The organism is Shimazuella kribbensis DSM 45090 (genome assembly GCF_000428065.1).
Classification (GTDB): Bacteria; Bacillota; Bacilli; order Thermoactinomycetales; family Thermoactinomycetaceae; genus Shimazuella; species Shimazuella kribbensis.
In genome coordinates this window covers 226,238-244,454 of sequence record NZ_ATZF01000006.1, presented here as the reverse complement: position 1 = coordinate 244,454, position 18,217 = coordinate 226,238, and the positions used below count along the sequence as shown (strand labels likewise).

Genomic DNA, 18,217 nt, shown 5'->3' with positions numbered 1-18,217 from the left:
GAGGACTAGAACGCTGGTAACAGGCGTTCCGCCCATGTGGGTACACTTCTAACTGCATGGGACGGGCTGATGAGACAGCCCTGAACTTGGGAGTTGCACAAAGCAGAAATGGAGTGAGTGCGCTAACTACCTAAGAATCCCACGACTTTAGTCGTGTGGAGTCTCAACTAAGCTTATAAATATTTATGAACGAGTAACTACCTCAGCTAGCCGAGAAAACCCATCGGTACCATGTCCCTCATCAATTGCCTTTTGGGCAATCGCCTTGACAGCACTAAGTACACTGACATCGATTCCATGTGCTTGGGAAGTATGAATAATACGCTCCATCCCAGCTTTAGCTGAGGTAATATTGGATTCTTCCCCTGGATATCGACCTGAGTCCACATCATCTGCAAAATGAGTCAAAATGTATGGAAATGTTGTTATGAGCTCTTGGGCATATCCAACGAAATCCTTCGCCGTGATGTTCTCTGATTTGGCAACTGCGAGTGCATGAATATAGCCACTCATGGATGTCCAAAAAAAATCAAGTAAAGAAATATCATAGGCGGAAGCTCTTCCAGGATCTGTACCAAGATATGTAGCAGTACCGCCCAGACTTGCCAAAGTTTTCTGATGGGTATTGTAGACTGTTTCTATCCCACTATATAGGATGTGAGCATCAGAAGTCCCAATATTTACGGGCGGGGTTAAGATTGCTCCATCAAGATAGCCAAATCCATTCTCAGAAGCCCACACAGCCGTTTGACGTGCTTGTTCTGGCGAACTGGTTGTAAGATTCACAAGGGTTAGTCCTTTTAGATCATTACCTACTGGTTTGAGAATGGCTTGTGTTGCATCGTAATCCATCACGCAAATAACTATAAAAGGACTAGCCTTGACTGCATCCGTAACCGTATTTGCCAAAACGGCGCCTCGCTTAACAAGATTCTCTGCTTTCTCAGCAGTACGATTCCATACGGTTGTAGGATGACCATTTTTTAAAAAAGCTCCTGCCAATGCTTGGCCCATTGGACCTAATCCCAAAACTGTTATAGGTGTACGTTCTTTACCACTGTCATTATATATTTTTACTTGGCCTTTTCTTGTATGATTCATGATATCCATCCCTCCAAATGTGTTTACAAATGAATTCTAAAGTATGACACTAGTGTCAGGGCAACAAAATATTTCTGGTATCATGTAAAAAACTAAATATTAATGAGTGCTTACAAGGAGAGAAACGTTTCTAATGGAAATTGGCCAATTGTCAAAAAGGACTGGTGTCAGCGTTCGATCTATCCGGCATTATGAAAAGAAAGGTTTAATTACTGCTACTCGCCTTGAGAATGGTTATCGAGATTTTGATGAATCTGCCATTGATCGTATTAAAATCATCCAGATTTATTTGGGTTTAGGACTAACTACAGATCAGATAAGAGGAGTCTTAAATTGTCATGATAACTTTGTCTATCCTGATTACGAGTATCTTTGCGAAGAAACGTTGGAGGTTTATGAAGAAAGATTGAATGAAGTCAACAGAAACATAGATACATTGAATACTGTTAAAAAGCGATTGGAAAAGCAAATCAACCAAATTAAAAAGAGTGATTCATAATGAGACTCGTCATATTCTATAGGAGAATGTGACGAGTTTGGTTTGATCACGACTGAAACACATCATTTACAGGACGATTAACGTTATAAAAACTCGTCGCTTTCCACTGATAGATACCCTATAACGTCACTGTCACCACCTCCAGAACATAAAAAATACCACTCGTGTGAGTGGCTTAACGCTGTAAATCCGCGTTTTTCTGCCAGTTCGAGATAACTCCAAAAGTGGCCATACAGATACATATATTTTCCAGTGTGGCCCCTCAATGTGCGAAACGTTCACACACCACCTATAAGTGGGTTCCCGTCATAGTCTCTTTCAATCTCAATATCTGCATCAGCATATGCTTCACTTAACTCTGGATCTTCTTCAGGAAGAAATGTTCTGCATTTAGCGTGAAGCCATATATTGAAAGGTCGGTTGTTCACCAATTCGATCTCATCAAAATCAAACTTAGCATGCCTCAATAAATATTCCTCAATGATTTCTTCTAAGTCTTCCTCATTGATCTCTATCGTGCGTTCTACAAAGCCTTTTTTGCTATAGTATTTAACCGGATATACTTCACGCATTATGTAAACTCCCTCCAATGATATAAAAAGAGTTTACCACGATCCTTAACGTGTACAATATCTGATATATTGTGTCTAAGAAATGTCTAAACGTGTATTTTTCCCGAAATGATACGATCGAAGGAGCGACCAAATGGAACAGCTTCAAATAAACGATATCTGGCATGGTAAAGAAGGTACTCTATATGAAAATGTATCCGCTCGTATTGAGGCTGTAACCTCGCGCAATGTGCAGGTGTCATTTGATCATGTGATAGTGGTGGACGGCTTGCAGTTAGCTGGTACAGTGATGACACATAAAGCTTTTCGGCTGAACTTCGATCCCGGGCAACAACTCTCTTTATGGCCAATCAACAGCTAATAATTTGGTGAATGGTATTCTCTTCGTTTGGTTTCCGTTGCTCAGTTGTAAATACTTTTGAGGATCTACTTTATCAACATATCCGCAAAAGGCTAGTTCCTCATATTCTCCTGCATATGTAACTACTATTGGCTGTTCATATTCTACAGCTTCCCCGATGATGTAAGCTATATCCTGCCATTGTTGCTCTGTCTATCTCTGGCGGCTTAAACTTTTTCGCTTTTTTCCTCTGTTTTAGAATCGCTTCCCGATGCTCTGGTAAGGTAGTTTAGTTGAACACTATTAAAACTAAAATTGTTCAAATGATGAAATATTCCGCTACTTAAAGCACTATTATTTACCATTTGATATTTGATTTGAAAAAGGTTATTATGAAGTCAACTTCATGTGAAGTCAACTTCATGTGAAGTCAACTTCATGTGAAGTCAACTTCATGTGAAGTCAACTTCATGTGGAATTAGTTAGGAGAGGTACATTTGAAAAATCTATTCATACAGCGACTTTTATACTCAACCTTATTAATGGCATTGGGGTTTATTCAAATAAATCTCGATACATCAGAAGGATTTAATTTTGGTCATGTCATGTTATTCATAGGTGGAATAATTTTGTTAATTTCAATAATTTCTTACCTTAAATCCCGCAATAACAAATTATTAGAAAAGGAAATGTCAAAGGAATATGATGAAAGAGATATTTTAATTGATGGAAAAGTTGCTCACTTTTTAATTCGTTTTTTGATGTATGAAATTTTAATTATTATGTTTTTAACTAATTTTGTGGTAATCCCTACAAATACTGCATTATTAATTGTTTTAATATCTTTAATAATTAGTGAATTTGGTTCTAGAAAATATTATAATCATGTCCTTTAATCAAGGTGGGATTTATGAAAAATAGAGTAAAAGAATTACGAGTAGAACACGGAATAACACAACAAGAATTAGCTGATAAAGTAAGTGTATCTTCAAGAACAATCATCTCATTAGAAAAACAAAAGTATAATCCATCTGTGCTACTTGCGTATAAAATAGCTTCAGTTTTTAATTTATCAATTGAAGAAACTTTTATGTTTGATGAAGATGACAAATAATACATTTCATAAAGATGCACATATTAAACAAACAACGGAGGAACATAAATGCTTATTATATTATTTATTTTTGGAGTAATTTTAATAGTCTGGGGAATTTATCGTATGAGAACAGACAATGGTTTATTTGGGAAAAATCGAAAGAGTAAGAACATATTCAATTTAATACTAATGGGAGAAGCATCAGGATTAGGACAATTTTTAAGTGGAATTCTGTGTATTATAGTAGGGGTTATTGCATTTATTATGAAGTAGTAATTAATAAGAAGTTCGATTTTTCACTGAAATATTGTGAATGAAATCACTTAAACAAATGGGAGAAATAGAGGGAACACGGAGTGAAGATTGGGCGTAAGGGGAAAAACAAGGATTTAGTAGGGGCAAAACCAGCAAACGAACCCTAATTTGCCCAACAATTGGAAATGATCTTGCGGACTAGAGCAGCAACCCTGTCACTACCCCAAAAAAGAATGTAAATAAAAAGTGAGTAATAATACAAACAACCGACTATTTACCTTAACGTGTAGGTAGTCGGTTAAAATGTGTCCAAAATATGTCTTAACGTGTATTTTTCTTCTTTGGGTACGGTGACCCCAAAAACAAGGAATTGACGATGCGCTTATTCAACCTTATTCAGGACATGCAAGCCGTCAATCGCTTGAAGTATATTCGAAGCTTGCTATTGCAGAGGCACAGGGGGAGTATGAACGTGTAATCCCCGAATTTCCTGTATAGATAGATTATAAAATGACTTGGGCTTTTAAATGAATCTCAAGTCATTTTTCCATTTATTGGACAGATGGCGGCAAAATTGAGCTTCGCTACCTCCACCCCGTTTAGACATTTCTTAGACACAATATATCAGATTACCTGTACGTTAACAGTGTTGCTGTCACGAGGTGCAATCTAGATGTTAATATATGTAATCTACTTTGCGGGTAATGACATTTTCGCTGGTACGGCACCGATTCGCACATTGAAGTGCCACTTTGGGAAATATTCCTAGGCTATGTCCTATTTTTACACGTATCTTCCTAGGGCGCGTGAACGATTCGAGGAATGAGGGGCCACACTGGAAAATATATGTATCTATCGTGCCGCTTTTGGAGTTATCTCGGACTACCCCCCATATCACTGGGCCAATAAGAAGATCATAGAAAAGCATGGTGAAGTTTTTATTCCGATTGAGAAGTTTATGGAGAGATTAGATTTAAGTTACCAGAACCTCTACGTTAACGATGGAGTTAGTACAAATAAAATATGATTTGGTTCATCACTTTTGTTCAGAAAACGGTGCTTTATATTCGGTGGAATACGTACGACATCTCCTTCATTTAGTAAATATTCGGTACTTTCCAGTTCGACATAAGCATGTCCTTTCATGATAACGGCAATCTCTTCTTTATTGTTATGTATGTAATGCCCTTCTGTTGTGTTTGAGTTTGCCTTTAAATCCATCATTAAGATCTCGATATTTGCTTTCATAAAATCTGGAGTCAATACCTCATAGACAATATGATCACTATTTTCACGAAACACTTTCTTTCGATCCTGTTTTCTTGAAATAAGTGAATCTGTATCAATTTCATTAATGAAGAGGGAAAACAGAGGTACTCGCAATGCTTTTGCAATTAATTCTAAAACACTTAAAGAGGGGTTGGCTTGTCCTCTTTCTATTTGACTAATAAGCGAAGTGCTGATCCCTGCATATTCTGCGAACTCGCGAATGGTCATCCCATTCTTTCGACGATAACCTAATACGGTTTGTCCTAAGCGATGATGGTTCATTGTGAAAATCCTTTCTATAATAATGTATATTTTCCTTCTCTTGTGCTGATATCGTAAACGCAGGTAACGAATACTTGATCCATCTATAAATTGATTTTATACTTGTATAATATATTATACATTTTACATTATTATAAACAATAATGAGGAGGACTAATCGTGATAGATCTTCGTAGTGATACAGTGACAAAGCCAAGCGAAAAGATGAGGAAAGCGATGTACGAGGCTGAAGTAGGGGATGATGTTTACGGTGATGATCCAACAGTAAACAAGCTAGAAAAAATCGCAGCTAAAATACTTGGAAAGGAAGCTGCCTTATTTGTAACAAGTGGTACTCAAGGAAATCAAATAGCGGGATTAGTACACTGTAAGCCTGGCCAAGAAGTAATAATGGAAGCCCAAGCGCACTTATTCCTTTACGAAGCTGCAGCATTGTCTGTATTTGCTGGAGTACAAATAAAGACCTTAGCTGGTGAACGTGGTGCTATGAAACCAAGTGATGTAGAAGCAGCCATCCGGGGCAATGATATCCATGAGCCTGAAACTGGTCTTATTTGCATAGAAAACACGCATAATAAAGCAGGTGGAGCTGTTATTCCACCCGGAAATATGGAAAATATCTATCAAATAGCCAAAAGATATGGTATACCTGTTCACTTAGATGGTGCACGATTATTTAATGCTTCTGTAGCTACTCAAATCCCAGTGAAAGAATTTGCAAAGTATACCGATTCTGTTCAGTTTTGCTTATCTAAAGGTTTGGGAGCACCTGTTGGTTCAATCATTGCAGGTTCCTCTGATTTTATTTTCAAAGCTCGAAAGTGGCGTAAACGCTTAGGTGGAGGGCTTAGACAGGTTGGTGTCCTAGCTGCACCTGGTATTATTGCACTAGAAGAAGAAAATGTAAATCTTCTTGAGATAGACCACGAAAACGCAAAGCAACTTGCCGAAGGACTTTTGAATATTAAAGGGATAGTAATTGAAAATAAAGTGGAGACAAATATTATTTTAATCAACATCACTAATTCAAATAAAACCATGGAGATTTTCTTACATCAATTAAAAGAACATGGCATATTAGCGGGGACGTTTGGTCCTAACAATATTAGATTTGTTACTAACAATAGCATTACTAAGAAAGACATCGATAAAGTGTTATTAGCCAGCCGAAAAATACTAAATTATTAAATTTATCTTATGTTTTCAAAAATATTTATCATTGGGTTCAGTACGCATGGGCTGACTATATGCAAATGTATAATTCCGCATTTACAGAATCAGAGAATATAAAAATGGCAATTGGGAATTTCTGAAAAAAATGGTCAACATTTCTTACGAAAGAATATAATGAGGATTCTATTCAACAATATGAAATAGAAATAGATGCTCTAAGGAAAAATTTTTAGGTTCAACATATATGCTTAGCCGAATGAGAGTTCTTGCAACAAAATCATATTTCAATATTTGTGGCAAGAACTCCTGACCTTTTGCCTAATGTAACGCAATAGATGCAAGGGAGATTAGTTGGATTTTATTATTGATTTATCATGTTTCATATAGTTTAATGTTACATATGTTTTGGATTTGGAGATTTGAATACAAGGGAGATAATTGTAAGCGCATTCTTTTTTTGGTGTGATTATATATTTAATACGTGTGACTGATTCGATCAGGCATGAGTAGAAAATAACGATGTTGATAACGCTATGGGTACAGGAGTACACTTCGTTTTCAATTTTGTTATCAAAACTTATGATCTGGTTTTTTTGTATTTATGCACTACTTTTATTTGGTTGTGGAAAGGGTGTACGTTTGTGTTTAAAAAGATTTTTGGAGAACTCCAAAAAGTAGGGAGAGCATTGATGCTGCCAGTAGCAATATTGCCTGCAGCTGGTATTTTACTTGGTGTCGGTACTGCCCTGCAAAATCCTACATTAATCCAGTTTATCCCTGCATTAAATGCTAGTTGGGTACAGTTAGTTTCCAATGTGTTATCTTCTGCTGGAGATATCATTTTTGGAAACTTGTCACTCTTATTTGCAGTGGGGGTTGCAGTAGGTCTCGCTGGTGACGGAGTGGCTGCACTTGCAGCGATTGTTGGTTATCTGATTATGAACAAAACAATGAGTACCATACTCATTGCTACCAAGCAGTTGGACCCAGCACAAATCGCCAGTAATCCTGCCTTTGCGAGTATTTTGGGGATTCCAACGTTGCAAACAGGGGTCTTTGGCGGGATCATCATGGGTGCCTTAGCTGCTATATTGTTTAATCGCTATTATAAAATTGAATTACCCTCTTACTTAGGATTTTTTGCTGGGAAGCGTTTTGTACCCATTATCACAGGATTTTTTGCCATTATTTTAGGTGTTTTGCTGGTCTTTATTTGGCCTCCCATTCAACATGGATTGAATACTTTCTCTACAAGTATGGTAAATGCCAATCTTACTGTTTCTGCTCTTATCTTTGGTATTATTGAACGTTCTTTAATTCCATTTGGATTGCACCATATTTTTTACGCTCCATTCTGGTACGAATTTGGAGAGTATGTAACCAAAGCCGGTCAAATCATACACGGAGATCAAAAAATCTTTTTTGCCCAATTAAAAGATGGCGTTGCTTTAACAGCTGGAACCTTTATGGCTGGTAAGTTTCCGTTCATGATGTTTGGTCTGCCTGCTGCTGCACTAGCGATGTACCATGAAGCACGACCAGAACATAAAAAATATGTTGCTGGTATTATGGGTTCAGCAGCTTTGACTTCTTTCTTGACTGGTATTACGGAACCAATTGAATTTACTTTCTTGTTTGTTGCACCAGTATTGTTTGCAATCCATGCCGTGTTTGCTGGACTATCGTTCATGACAATGCAATTACTAAATGTAAAAATCGGGATGACTTTCTCTGGTGGGGTAATTGATTATTTATTGTTCGGAGTTCTGCAAAACCGCACAGCTTGGTGGTTGGTGATACCTGTCGGTCTTGTTTTTGCAGTTATTTATTATTTTGGTTTTCGGTTTGCGATTCGTAAGTTTAATCTTAAAACACCAGGTCGAGAAGAAAAGAGTGAAGACAAAAAAGTTATATCTTCCACGAATACCGGAAAAGAGGAGTTGCCATCGCAAGTGCTTTCAGCATTGGGTGGAAAAGAAAATATTTCACACTTAGATGCTTGTATTACTCGTCTACGTGTATCCGTTCATGAAGCTAAAAATGTAGATAAAGAAAAGTTAAAACAACTTGGAGCCGCAGGTGTATTAGAAGTAGGAAACAACATCCAAGCGATATTTGGGCCAAAATCAGATATGTTAAAAGGACAAATTCAAGATGTAATCGAAGGTCGTACTTCTGTTAATCCGCCTGATATCATTGCTGATGCAGTGGATGCAGCTCCAACGGATGAAAAAATTGGGGAATTTGTTGCGCCAATCGAGGGAGAAATAGTACCATTGTCAGAGGTGCCTGATCAAGTATTTTCGCAAAAAATGATGGGGGATGGATTTGCAATCATCCCATCTAATGGGAAGATCGTGGCACCATGCGATGGAACCATTGAGACACTATTTGAAACGAAACATGCTATTGGCCTTACTTCAAATACTGGACACGAGATATTAATTCATATTGGGATTGATACAGTAAATCTAAAAGGGGAAGGTTTTACAGCACATGTTTCACAAGGGGATAAAGTGTCCAGTGGTCAGTTGCTTTTAGAAGTAGACTTGAAATATTTGAAAGAAAATGCTCCAGCTATAGTTACACCTATTATTTTTACAAATTTAAAAGAAGGTCAGAAAGTAACGGTGTTAAAGCATGGAACGGTAAAATTGAAAGAAAATCAAATAGTAGAGATAGATTAATGGATCTAGGAAATGAAAAACCTAATTTGGTTGAGGTTTTTCTCTTCCTTTTTCTGCTGTATAGCGTCAACTATCGTTTTCGGTAACGTCCGTTTCTTTCTTATCAAATGAGGTGTGTTTATGTCAGAAAAACAACCAAAAGCTATCGTCGTGATATTTGGTGCGACAGGTGACTTAGCGAAACGAAAATTATTTCCTTCCCTTTTTAAGTTGTATCGAAAAAATAAATTATCCGATGATTTTGCGGTTGTTGGAGTAGCTCGTGGAGAGATGTCCAACGAAGACTTTCGAAAAAGTGTGGTTCAATCTACTGGAAAGAGCGACAATAAGCAAATACAACATTTTGCATCCCATTTTTATTTTCAATCTGCTGATGTAACAGACAAGCAATCTTTTGAGCGTTTACAAGTGTTGTTACAACAATTGGATGGTCAATATCACACAGAGGGAAATCGAATTTTTTATTTAGCAATGGCTCCAGAATTTTTTGGGACGATCTGCGAAAACTTGAAATCCAGTGGATTAACGGCGACTGATGGGTGGAGCCGCGTTGTTATTGAAAAACCTTTTGGTCATGATTATGAGTCTGCCAAAGACCTCAATAACCAGATTGGTCGAGTATTTACCGAAGATCAAGTGTATCGAATTGATCACTACTTAGGAAAAGAAATGGTGCAAAACATCACTGTTATTCGGTTTGCCAATGCGATCTTTGAAGAATTATGGAACAACCAATATATCTCGAACATTCAAATCACATCCAGTGAAACATTAGGTGTAGAGGATCGGGGTAGGTACTATGAATCATCTGGAGCACTTTTGGATATGGTGCAAAATCACATGCTTCAAATGGTAGCATTGCTAGCAATGGAACCTCCTATTAACTTGACAAGAGATGAAATCCAAAGTGAAAAAGTGAAAGTACTGCGTGCCCTTCGTCCAGTTACAGAAGAAGAAGTAGGAGAGTATTTTGTTCGTGGACAATATGGCAGTGGTCGAGTACAAGGGCAAGATGTCATTGGTTATCGAGAAGAAAATAATGTAGACTCTGATTCTACTACCGACACATTTGTAGCTGGGAAGTTAATGATTGATAACTACCGATGGGCTGGAGTGCCGATTTATATTCGTACTGGGAAACGAATGGAAGAAAAGTCAACAAAAATAGTGATTCAATTTAAAGACTTGCCGATGAATCTCTATCGAGATAAAAATCATCCACATCCAAATTTATTGGAAATTCACATTCAGCCAGATGAAGGAATGACCCTACATCTCAATGCTCAACAAAAGACAGGAAAAGAAGATTCTCTTCCTATCCAACTTCATTATTGCAGTAATTGTGACGATAAGATGAATACACCAGAAGCGTATGAAAGGCTTTTATTTGATTGTTTACTTGGTGATGCCACTCACTATACACACTGGGATGAAGTCTCTATTTCATGGAAATTTGTAGATGCGATTTCCAAAGCATGGAACAAAAACAAAGACATAGCGTTTCCAAATTACGAGTCTGGCTCAATGGGCCCGGATGCATCGGATGAATTGTTAGCAAAAGATGGCTTTTTCTGGTGGACTGTAAAAAGTAAGCCATCCAATTCTTAAATGGGGTGAGTACATGAAAATCTACGATATTACGGTGCCTGTATTCGAAGGGATGCCAGTATATAAAAATAAACCGGAAAAACAGCCTTCTTTTACGACTTCAACCAATGGGCATGTAACAGAATCACGAATTGAAATGGATGCACATACAGGTACACATATTGACGCTCCTCTTCATATGATTAACGATGGAGAAACATTTGAAACGATTCCTATCGATAATTTAGTTGGGAAGGTAAAAGTATTTGACTTATCTCGTGTAGAAGATGGGATATCGAGAGCTGATTTAGAACCTTTGCATATCGCAGAAGGAGATTTTGTTCTTTTTAAAACGCGAAATTCTTTTGATGAAGCATTTAACTTTGATTTTATCTTTCTGAAAGAAGATGGAGCAAAATATTTAGTCGATCGGAAGATTAAAGGGGTAGGCATTGATGCACTTGGAATTGAACGTAGTCAAGAAGGGCATCCCACCCATAAAGCACTTTTTGGAGCAAATATTATTGTAATGGAAGGTTTAAATTTGAAAGAAGTCAAAGCTGGTACCTATTTTATGGTCGCAGCCCCTCTAAAACTAAAAGGTATTGATGCTGCTCCAGCACGTGTTCTCTTGTTTGATGGCATAAATGAGTAACAATAAAAAAGGCTGTAGGATACTCCCTACAGCCTTTTTTTGTTTTCTATTTCTTTATCCAATCGGTATGGAATGTTCCTGCTTCATCTATGCGTTGGTACGTGTGTGCTCCGAAGTAATCTCGCTGAGCTTGCAGTAAATTAGCTGGCAGTGTTTCCGTGCGATAGCTGTCATAGTAAGCAAGTGCGCTATAGAAGGAAGGTGCAGGAATACCATTTTCGATTGATATGGCAAGTACATGACGAAGTGCAGATTGATATTCTTCAGCGATATGTTGGAAATAGGGATCAAGTAACAAATTGTTCAACTCTGGGTTACGATCATAAGCTTCTTTGATTTTTTGCAAAAATTGTGCTCGGATAATACAACCACCACGGAAAATCATGGCGATGTTGCCATAAGGAAGATCCCAATTGTATTCCTTTGCTGCTGCACGTAATTGCGTAAAACCTTGTGCATAGGAGCAAATTTTGCTCAAATAGAGTGCTTTGCGGATTGCCTCAATTAATTCTGTTTTGTCTCCATCGTATGGCTTGACTTCCGGTCCTTGGAGAATCTTACTTGCTCTTACTCTCTCTTCTTTCATGGAAGAAATAATTCGTGCAAACACAGATTCCGTAATAATGGATAGTGGAATTCCTAGTTCTAATGCATCTTGGCTTGTCCATTTGCCAGTTCCTTTTTGGCCAGCAGTGTCTAGAATTACATCTACAAGAGGTTTACCCGTTTTTTCATCTTTTTTGGTGAAAATGTCTGCGGTTATTTCGATAAGATAACTATCTAACTCTCCTTTGTTCCATTCAGCAAAAACTTCATGTAGTTCCTCTGCATCTAATCCAAGTACTTGTTTTAAAAGAAAATAAGCTTCGGATATAAGTTGCATATCTCCATATTCAATTCCATTGTGGACCATTTTTACGTAGTGTCCGGCACCATTTGGCCCAATATAGGTACAACAAGGCTCACCATTTACCTTTGCTGCAATTGCAGTGAGGATTGGTTCCACCAAATCATAAGCCTCTTTTTGTCCACCGGGCATGATTGATGGACCATGCAATGCTCCTTCTTCTCCACCGGAAACACCTGCACCAATAAAGTGAATTCCACTAGCATCTAGTTCTTTATTGCGGCGGATGGTGTCATGGAAATATGTATTTCCTCCATCGATTAAAATATCTCCTTTATCCAAAAAAGGTTTGATTTGATCAATCGTCGCATCGGTTGGCGCACCTGCTTTGATCATCATTAATATTTTTCTAGGTTTCTCCAGACTTTGTACCAATTCTTCTACACGATATGTACCGACAATATTTTTACCAGAAGCATCTTTTTGGAGAAATGGATCAATCAAATTGGTAAAGTTATCAAATACAGCCACCGAATATCCGCGGCTTTCCATATTTAAGGCCAAATTTCTGCCCATTACTCCTAAACCAATCACACCTATTTGTTGTTGTTTCATTCTGTTTTGGCTCCTTCTTGATCGTAGTGAATCAAGTGCTCATTCCTCGAAAATAACATAAGAACATGTATGGTTTCAAGTAATGATATCTGTTTTATTAGAAATGAAAGACGGCAGAAAGTGCCATTTTTTTATGTTTTGATGAACGGTTGGAGTTTATACTTTTAACTTTAAGTGATTCAATTGCTATTAATTCCAAATATTTTGTCTTTTAACTTCGTTTTTTGTATAATTTTTATAGATATATTTCGTAACAACAACAGGGAGCATGATGAGCGAGAACGAAGAGATAAACAGGTATCAGGCCCAGATCGATGTGCTGACAAGGGTGCAAATGCATCTCCTATGGCCTGTATCTGACGATGTCGCGCAGGCACTGGCTTATCTGCAAGCTGAAGATGCGATGCGCGCCACTACAACGCTGGAGTCTGCGATCGGGAATCTGGATAGCTATATCTATCAGGAAGACATCCAATCCCTGAATCAGGTCATACGAGAGATAAATTGACCGCAACTACAACCTACTGCCATCCATGCAAATGGAGCTGGCGGTAGGTTGTACCAGTATAGGAGCATTTTATTACTGTTTTATTGGTTGCATTTTGAAAATATGATTATTCTTTATCGGTGGGGCATAGATATGGAAAGTGATCAGGGATTCAGCGTTTGGATTGTACATGGAGTGGATTTGATCATTTGTCACTGTAAAATAATCCAATGTAGTATAAATTTCCGTTTTTAAAAGATGTGGACTTTCCGATGTTGATGACACTCCAAAAAGTCGATTATGTAGTTCACCTTTCATAATCCGAACACAACAAAAGGACTCTCCATGATCATGTATTGGTGTCGCAGTGAATGATGGGAGATTTAAAACAATTACTTCAAAAATAGGAGTTTGATAGATGACATTTCTACCATAGTTGAGGGTAGCAGTTGGGGAGGTTATGTAAGGGATAACTTGTTGATATGTACAATCTATATCTCGTATAAGCTTTTCCACTTGAGTAACAGCGGGGTGTATTTTGCTTTTTAACATTTGGGACAAAGATGTAGTTAACTCCATCTTTTATCTCCTCTCCATATCATGTGAAATTATCATAAATTAAGGATATGTAAAAAATAGAAAATTCATGATTTTTTATGCTGATTTATGTGTTTTCAAAATGATAGATTGCATATGGTGTTTGAAAGTAAAAGAAAACCTAGTCAAAGGAAGATTTTGTCCTTCTATAGTGATAACTCCTTTATCTCGTACATATAGTTCAGTGTAAGGGTTTTAACGATAGGAGGAGGGAGTAAAAGTGGAACAACTACGGTTTAATATTTCTGAAAAAATTCGCTTGCATCCACAACAGGCAGGGATAAGTTCATTATTGGAATTGGACCTTTATCCAGATGTCGAAATCAAAGATGAAGGACATCATCTTAAAATTTTTGGCTACCTTCGGTTGAACGGTACATATGAAGGCGATAGCATCGCTGAAGCAGATGTATTAGAGTATGATCCAGACGAACTGGAGGGAGAAGAAATTGCTTATGTCATCCCTGTAGAGATCACTCTCCCGCGTGATCGTGCCGAATTGGCAAATATTTGTGCTGAGGTAGAATCTTTTGATTATCAGTTGCTTTCTCCTTTTGAGTTGCAGATTGAAGCAGTATTAATGATTGATGGGATATTACCAGATCAAGAGGAAGAACTAATAACGGAAATTTCTGATGATTCACAGGAACAAGAGGAAATAGAAGGAACCCCTACTTTTGCTGCTAATCCAGCACAATCGGAATTTTTAGAAGTGCCTGATCCCCAAAGGATAGAAGCGAAAGAAGAAGAAGTTTCGGTAGAAGAAAAAGTTTCAGTAGAAGAGGAAGTTTTAGTGGAAGAACCAGTACTAGACAGAACCATACATCGAGAAACAAGAAGAACAGCGAAAGAACGATTTGAAGAAAAAAGCGAAGAAGCACCGCAACCCCTACTTGTAATTGAAGAGGGAAAACAAGAGGAAGTAGAGCAACCAAGTAGTACAGAAGAAGAAGTACGCGGAAAAGATTGGAGCAGATGGTTAGTCAATGGAAAAGAGGATACATTTACATCACTCAAGATGGTTATTGTTCAAAAAGATGAATCTATAGATACATTAGCTGCAAAATATGAAATCTCTTGTGATGCTATTCTGAAAACGAATGAATTTGCCACAGATCGCTTGGTAGAAGGTCAAATCGTAAAAATTCCGGTAAAACGGAACTAAGAGGAGGGCTTTCTATGTGGGAAGTGATTCATGCTTTTGGTTGGAATCCTTCTTCTGTTCAACATCGTGGCGGTGTATGGGAAGTGGTGGATGGAGATCAAAAATATGCATTGAAAGAAAGTCATGCTCCACGAGAAAAACTATATGTCCTCTATCGTATGTTGGAAGAAGTTCGAGCAGCAGGGTATCCAAATTTGCTTCCATGGGTTCCTACAGAAGATGGGGAAATAGTGGTATCGGCTTATGGTAGTCAGTGGTATGCTACACCTTGGAAAGAATCGGAAGATGAGCATGTTTCGGCAACAGAACTTGCCTCCTCTTTAGGATATTTTCATCGTTTAGCGGAACCAATCGCAACTCAATTTCCCAAATTGCATCAAATAGTGGACACAAATGCTTTAGAATCGTGGAAAGAACGAGAAGTGAGAGTTTCCGATTGGCAATCCTCTTTAGAAGAAGGCGAAGCTGCCATATCACAAAAAAACGCCAATCTTCCTAAGAGCGGTTTTACATTTGCGATTCATGGAATCAATCGCTATCTCGAATTAGAAAAAGGAGTAGCACCACGCTACACTATTTGTCATAATCGTATTCACCCCACGAATGTATTGACGGGAGAGAATGGGTTATTCTGGATTGATTTCGATCATGCTGAACTTGATTCACCTGTCAAAGATCTTGCTACATTGATTCATCGTTTTCCAGAAGAATCCCCTGCAGAAATACTGGCAGCATATGAGCAAGAAAACAAATTGTTGCCAAAAGAAAGAAGATTACTAGCAGTCTTTCTTTCGTATCCGGAACGGCTCGTTCGCAACATGGAAAGGCAAGAAGAAATAGCGGATCTTTCTAGAGAATATGCGCATATACAAGAGTGCAATAAGTTAGTGAAAATGCTTTGGCCGGCAAAGAAAAAAAAGAGATCGAGACAAAATCGAAATAGGTAATAGCCTACGAGGGGAACCTCGTTTTTTCTTTGTTGCTTTTTGAAATACTCCCTCCACTGAATGTACTTTCAAATGTTTGAGTGTGTTTTGTAGGGAACTGGTATCCATTTCCACAAACGCCGATTCATTCCCCACTTGTAGAAGTGGAGGTATTCTTGGCACAAAATGATCAACGCCTCTATAGGTGTGAGGTGTTGATCAAACGTTGGAAATATGTTCATTCTAATTGGGGTTATATGCCGTTTCGATGAAAACAATATTCGATTCTTTCATGTGCTTTTTTTGGATTCGTTCATTTTACTCATGCTTCACGTCCTTTTTCTTATGTTTGGTTAGCTCGTCAAAACGCTCTCGAATGTAGGCTTCGTCCCATGACCGATACCAACGCTCATCCTGTTCATCTAAAATGCGATAATGATTGGTGATGATATTTTTCTGTAAAACAAAACCATTTTTCTTTCCTTTTTCGATCCACCAAACCTTGCCACCCATTGTTTTTGCTCTTTTCCACTCGTAATGATTGCGGGCAATCGTTTGAATCACTTCGAGTGGATCACCCCCTAAAGCATTTTGTAAAATATTGCTGTTTTGAAAAATCGCACAAAGGGAAACAACCTGAATCCAGCCCGCTGTTTGACGTCCTTTTTCAATTTGAACCAACGTTTTTTTGGAGATTCCAAGAATGCCAGCCATCTCTTCTTGGTGATAGTCAAATTCGGTTCTCACTAGTTTAAAGTGTTCAGATACAACTTGTATGATCGTTTCTTTATTCATTTTACCACCCCATGTTCTTTGGGTGTAATTTTACACTATTTTATTATTTAGTCAATTTTCTGTACAAAAGTATAAATGAATGTGCATTAAGATGACAGAGTAATTTTAATCATAAAAATCCTCATGATTTGAGATCAATGAGGATTTTTGCGTGTACCGTATTCAATTGTAACAGTGCCGTATAGTGTCGTAGCTTTGACTATAGAAGGTTTTTGCCGTTGAGATAGTATGGAAACATGAGTGTGAATTTAAGTTTTTTTGATAACGTTATTCGTGTTCGATTTGTCGGTCTTTCATGACCTCTATGAATGGAAGTAAGGAAGGATATTTTTTTAGGCTATCATCATTGATTTGGGAATCCATGTGTGGAGGGGTGTTGTGGTTCCTGTCTTTCCAACTAGGTAACCAGCGAATAAGACTGCTTTTGGTGTTTCATATATGGTATTTCCTTGTATCATTACGAATTTGGAGCCGATCTGTGCAAATACTTTGGAGAATATTTGTATATCCTGTTGATTTTCCTTGCTATAGTAGGAAGACTCGTTTAATTTTCCTAATGTACTTTCTGCAACCCATTTACGAACAAAGACCAACTTAGACAGCTTCACTTTCATGGTTCCCCAGGCTAGACGCAGAGCTAGACTAAGCACTTCACGACGGTTACCAGTCATTTGTTTTGCAATCTGGTGAGCTAGTTTCATCACCTTGCTTTTAAAAACTTTTGATTGCGCTGCTGTCATTTTGATCAAGGATACCACCCCCTTGTTGTATAATATAAGTATATATGTTCGCGTCTAATAAGTCAATGCGTACGCATATAATTTGTTTGCATTTGCATACAAAATCGATACAATGGAGCTATTACATAGACGAGGAGTTTTGTATGGATGATCTCATTTCAGCCATTTCGAAATTGGTTTTATCGATTTCACCCGACGAAAGTGAAAAGCCATATTACAAAAGAGGCAAATATATCTTGGGCCACAGTGAACAAAATATTTGATGATAAAACAGTGCAGATAGATATGGTTTCTCAATTATGCAAGACATATAACTTAAGAGTGGAACAAGTGATTGTTTTTTTGAACAAAGAACGAGAAGAGCAAAACAAAAAAGGCAAGGGAGTTCCCTCACTTGTAAATTGATATGAAAATGTATCTTATCTGACTGGCTATCGCTGGTCAGTTTTTTATTTAGTTGTATACATTTTTAGAGAACTGCTTACTTTGTTGGAAAAGTTAACAACGGATTCTTCTTTTTTATCCTTTG

21 protein-coding genes are annotated in these 18,217 nt (G+C 37.7%); 13 read left to right on the top strand and 8 right to left on the bottom strand.

Features of this window, described 5'->3' with window-relative positions; all coding sequences use genetic code 11:
• Window positions 1–183: 183 nt before the first annotated feature.
• Window positions 184–1,101 carry an NAD(P)-dependent oxidoreductase gene (locus A3GQ_RS0111555; protein ID WP_037464697.1) on the bottom strand — a complete coding sequence of 306 codons (918 nt, stop codon included), beginning with the start codon at window positions 1,099–1,101 and terminating at the stop codon, window positions 184–186.
• 133 nt (window positions 1,102–1,234) lie between these two features.
• Here A3GQ_RS0111555 and A3GQ_RS0111550 point away from each other — a divergent pair, with 133 nt between their 5' ends.
• Window positions 1,235–1,600, top strand: coding sequence for a MerR family transcriptional regulator (locus tag A3GQ_RS0111550; protein WP_028777183.1), 366 nt, complete (start codon window positions 1,235–1,237; stop codon window positions 1,598–1,600).
• A 278-nt stretch (window positions 1,601–1,878) separates the two neighbouring features.
• On the opposite strand, the gene A3GQ_RS0111545 is transcribed toward A3GQ_RS0111550, so the two are convergent.
• The gene (locus tag A3GQ_RS0111545; RefSeq protein ID WP_028777182.1) at window positions 1,879–2,172 is read right to left on the bottom strand and encodes a hypothetical protein; all 294 of its coding nucleotides are present in this window, start codon (window positions 2,170–2,172) and stop codon (window positions 1,879–1,881) included.
• 133 nt (window positions 2,173–2,305) lie between these two features.
• Here A3GQ_RS0111545 and A3GQ_RS0111540 point away from each other — a divergent pair, with 133 nt between their 5' ends.
• A complete protein-coding gene (locus A3GQ_RS0111540; RefSeq protein WP_028777181.1) occupies window positions 2,306–2,533 on the top strand; it encodes a hypothetical protein in 228 nt (75 codons plus the stop codon).
• On the opposite strand, the gene A3GQ_RS28515 is transcribed toward A3GQ_RS0111540, so the two are convergent.
• On the bottom strand, window positions 2,513–2,692 hold the full coding sequence (locus A3GQ_RS28515) for a YolD-like family protein (RefSeq protein ID WP_425423375.1): 180 nt from the start codon (window positions 2,690–2,692) through the stop codon (window positions 2,513–2,515). The genes A3GQ_RS0111540 and A3GQ_RS28515 overlap by 21 nt on opposite strands.
• Before the next feature lie 317 nt (window positions 2,693–3,009).
• Here A3GQ_RS28515 and A3GQ_RS0111535 point away from each other — a divergent pair, with 317 nt between their 5' ends.
• Genes A3GQ_RS0111535 through A3GQ_RS0111525 form a run of 3 tightly spaced genes read left to right on the top strand, consistent with a single transcriptional unit; the run spans window position 3,010 to window position 3,881 of the window.
• A complete protein-coding gene (locus tag A3GQ_RS0111535) occupies window positions 3,010–3,408 on the top strand; it encodes a hypothetical protein (protein WP_028777180.1) in 399 nt (132 codons plus the stop codon).
• A 14-nt stretch (window positions 3,409–3,422) separates the two neighbouring features.
• The gene (locus A3GQ_RS0111530; RefSeq protein WP_028777179.1) at window positions 3,423–3,626 is read left to right on the top strand and encodes a helix-turn-helix transcriptional regulator; all 204 of its coding nucleotides are present in this window, start codon (window positions 3,423–3,425) and stop codon (window positions 3,624–3,626) included.
• Between the two features lie 48 nt (window positions 3,627–3,674).
• Window positions 3,675–3,881, top strand: a complete 207-nt coding sequence (locus A3GQ_RS0111525) for a hypothetical protein (protein WP_028777178.1) — start codon at window positions 3,675–3,677, stop codon at window positions 3,879–3,881.
• Window positions 3,882–4,853: 972 nt separating this feature from the next.
• On the opposite strand, the gene A3GQ_RS0111520 is transcribed toward A3GQ_RS0111525, so the two are convergent.
• On the bottom strand, window positions 4,854–5,414 hold the full coding sequence (locus A3GQ_RS0111520) for a helix-turn-helix domain-containing protein (RefSeq protein WP_028777177.1): 561 nt from the start codon (window positions 5,412–5,414) through the stop codon (window positions 4,854–4,856).
• 159 nt (window positions 5,415–5,573) lie between these two features.
• On the opposite strand from A3GQ_RS0111520, the gene ltaE reads away from it, so the two are divergent.
• From ltaE to A3GQ_RS0111500, 4 genes are all read left to right on the top strand, one after another.
• Window positions 5,574–6,602, top strand: coding sequence for a low-specificity L-threonine aldolase (ltaE, locus tag A3GQ_RS0111515; RefSeq protein ID WP_028777176.1), 1,029 nt, complete (start codon window positions 5,574–5,576; stop codon window positions 6,600–6,602).
• Window positions 6,603–7,276: 674 nt separating this feature from the next.
• Window positions 7,277–9,274 (top strand): glucose-specific PTS transporter subunit IIBC, encoded by a 1,998-nt coding sequence (gene ptsG, locus A3GQ_RS0111510; protein ID WP_051271652.1) that lies wholly within the window; start codon window positions 7,277–7,279, stop codon window positions 9,272–9,274.
• Between the two features lie 120 nt (window positions 9,275–9,394).
• A complete protein-coding gene (gene zwf / locus A3GQ_RS0111505) occupies window positions 9,395–10,882 on the top strand; it encodes a glucose-6-phosphate dehydrogenase (protein ID WP_028777174.1) in 1,488 nt (495 codons plus the stop codon).
• A gap of 13 nt (window positions 10,883–10,895) precedes the next feature.
• Window positions 10,896–11,516, top strand: coding sequence for a cyclase family protein (locus A3GQ_RS0111500; RefSeq protein ID WP_028777173.1), 621 nt, complete (start codon window positions 10,896–10,898; stop codon window positions 11,514–11,516).
• A 46-nt stretch (window positions 11,517–11,562) separates the two neighbouring features.
• Here the strand turns inward: A3GQ_RS0111500 and gndA are convergent, their stop codons facing one another.
• On the bottom strand, window positions 11,563–12,978 hold the full coding sequence (gene gndA, locus A3GQ_RS0111495; protein ID WP_028777172.1) for an NADP-dependent phosphogluconate dehydrogenase: 1,416 nt from the start codon (window positions 12,976–12,978) through the stop codon (window positions 11,563–11,565).
• A 271-nt stretch (window positions 12,979–13,249) separates the two neighbouring features.
• Between gndA and A3GQ_RS0111490 the strand changes: the two genes are divergently transcribed.
• Complete coding sequence (locus A3GQ_RS0111490) at window positions 13,250–13,486, top strand: hypothetical protein (protein WP_028777171.1); 237 nt, start codon at window positions 13,250–13,252, stop codon at window positions 13,484–13,486.
• Between the two features lie 72 nt (window positions 13,487–13,558).
• Here the strand turns inward: A3GQ_RS0111490 and A3GQ_RS24195 are convergent, their stop codons facing one another.
• Window positions 13,559–14,044, bottom strand: coding sequence for a cysteine dioxygenase (locus A3GQ_RS24195; protein WP_051271642.1), 486 nt, complete (start codon window positions 14,042–14,044; stop codon window positions 13,559–13,561).
• 238 nt (window positions 14,045–14,282) lie between these two features.
• On the opposite strand from A3GQ_RS24195, the gene A3GQ_RS0111480 reads away from it, so the two are divergent.
• Entirely contained in the window at window positions 14,283–15,227 is a 945-nt protein-coding gene (locus tag A3GQ_RS0111480; protein WP_028777170.1) for a LysM peptidoglycan-binding domain-containing protein, read from the top strand.
• Window positions 15,228–15,241: 14 nt separating this feature from the next.
• Window positions 15,242–16,174 (top strand): phosphotransferase, encoded by a 933-nt coding sequence (locus tag A3GQ_RS0111475; RefSeq protein WP_028777169.1) that lies wholly within the window; start codon window positions 15,242–15,244, stop codon window positions 16,172–16,174.
• A 297-nt stretch (window positions 16,175–16,471) separates the two neighbouring features.
• On the opposite strand, the gene A3GQ_RS0111470 is transcribed toward A3GQ_RS0111475, so the two are convergent.
• The gene (locus A3GQ_RS0111470; RefSeq protein WP_028777168.1) at window positions 16,472–16,948 is read right to left on the bottom strand and encodes a helix-turn-helix domain-containing protein; all 477 of its coding nucleotides are present in this window, start codon (window positions 16,946–16,948) and stop codon (window positions 16,472–16,474) included.
• Window positions 16,949–17,280: 332 nt separating this feature from the next.
• Complete coding sequence (locus A3GQ_RS0111465; RefSeq protein ID WP_028777167.1) at window positions 17,281–17,697, bottom strand: hypothetical protein; 417 nt, start codon at window positions 17,695–17,697, stop codon at window positions 17,281–17,283.
• Window positions 17,698–17,835: 138 nt separating this feature from the next.
• Between A3GQ_RS0111465 and A3GQ_RS0111460 the strand changes: the two genes are divergently transcribed.
• Window positions 17,836–18,093 carry a helix-turn-helix domain-containing protein gene (locus A3GQ_RS0111460; RefSeq protein ID WP_028777166.1) on the top strand — a complete coding sequence of 86 codons (258 nt, stop codon included), beginning with the start codon at window positions 17,836–17,838 and terminating at the stop codon, window positions 18,091–18,093.
• Window positions 18,094–18,217 lie beyond the last annotated feature (124 nt).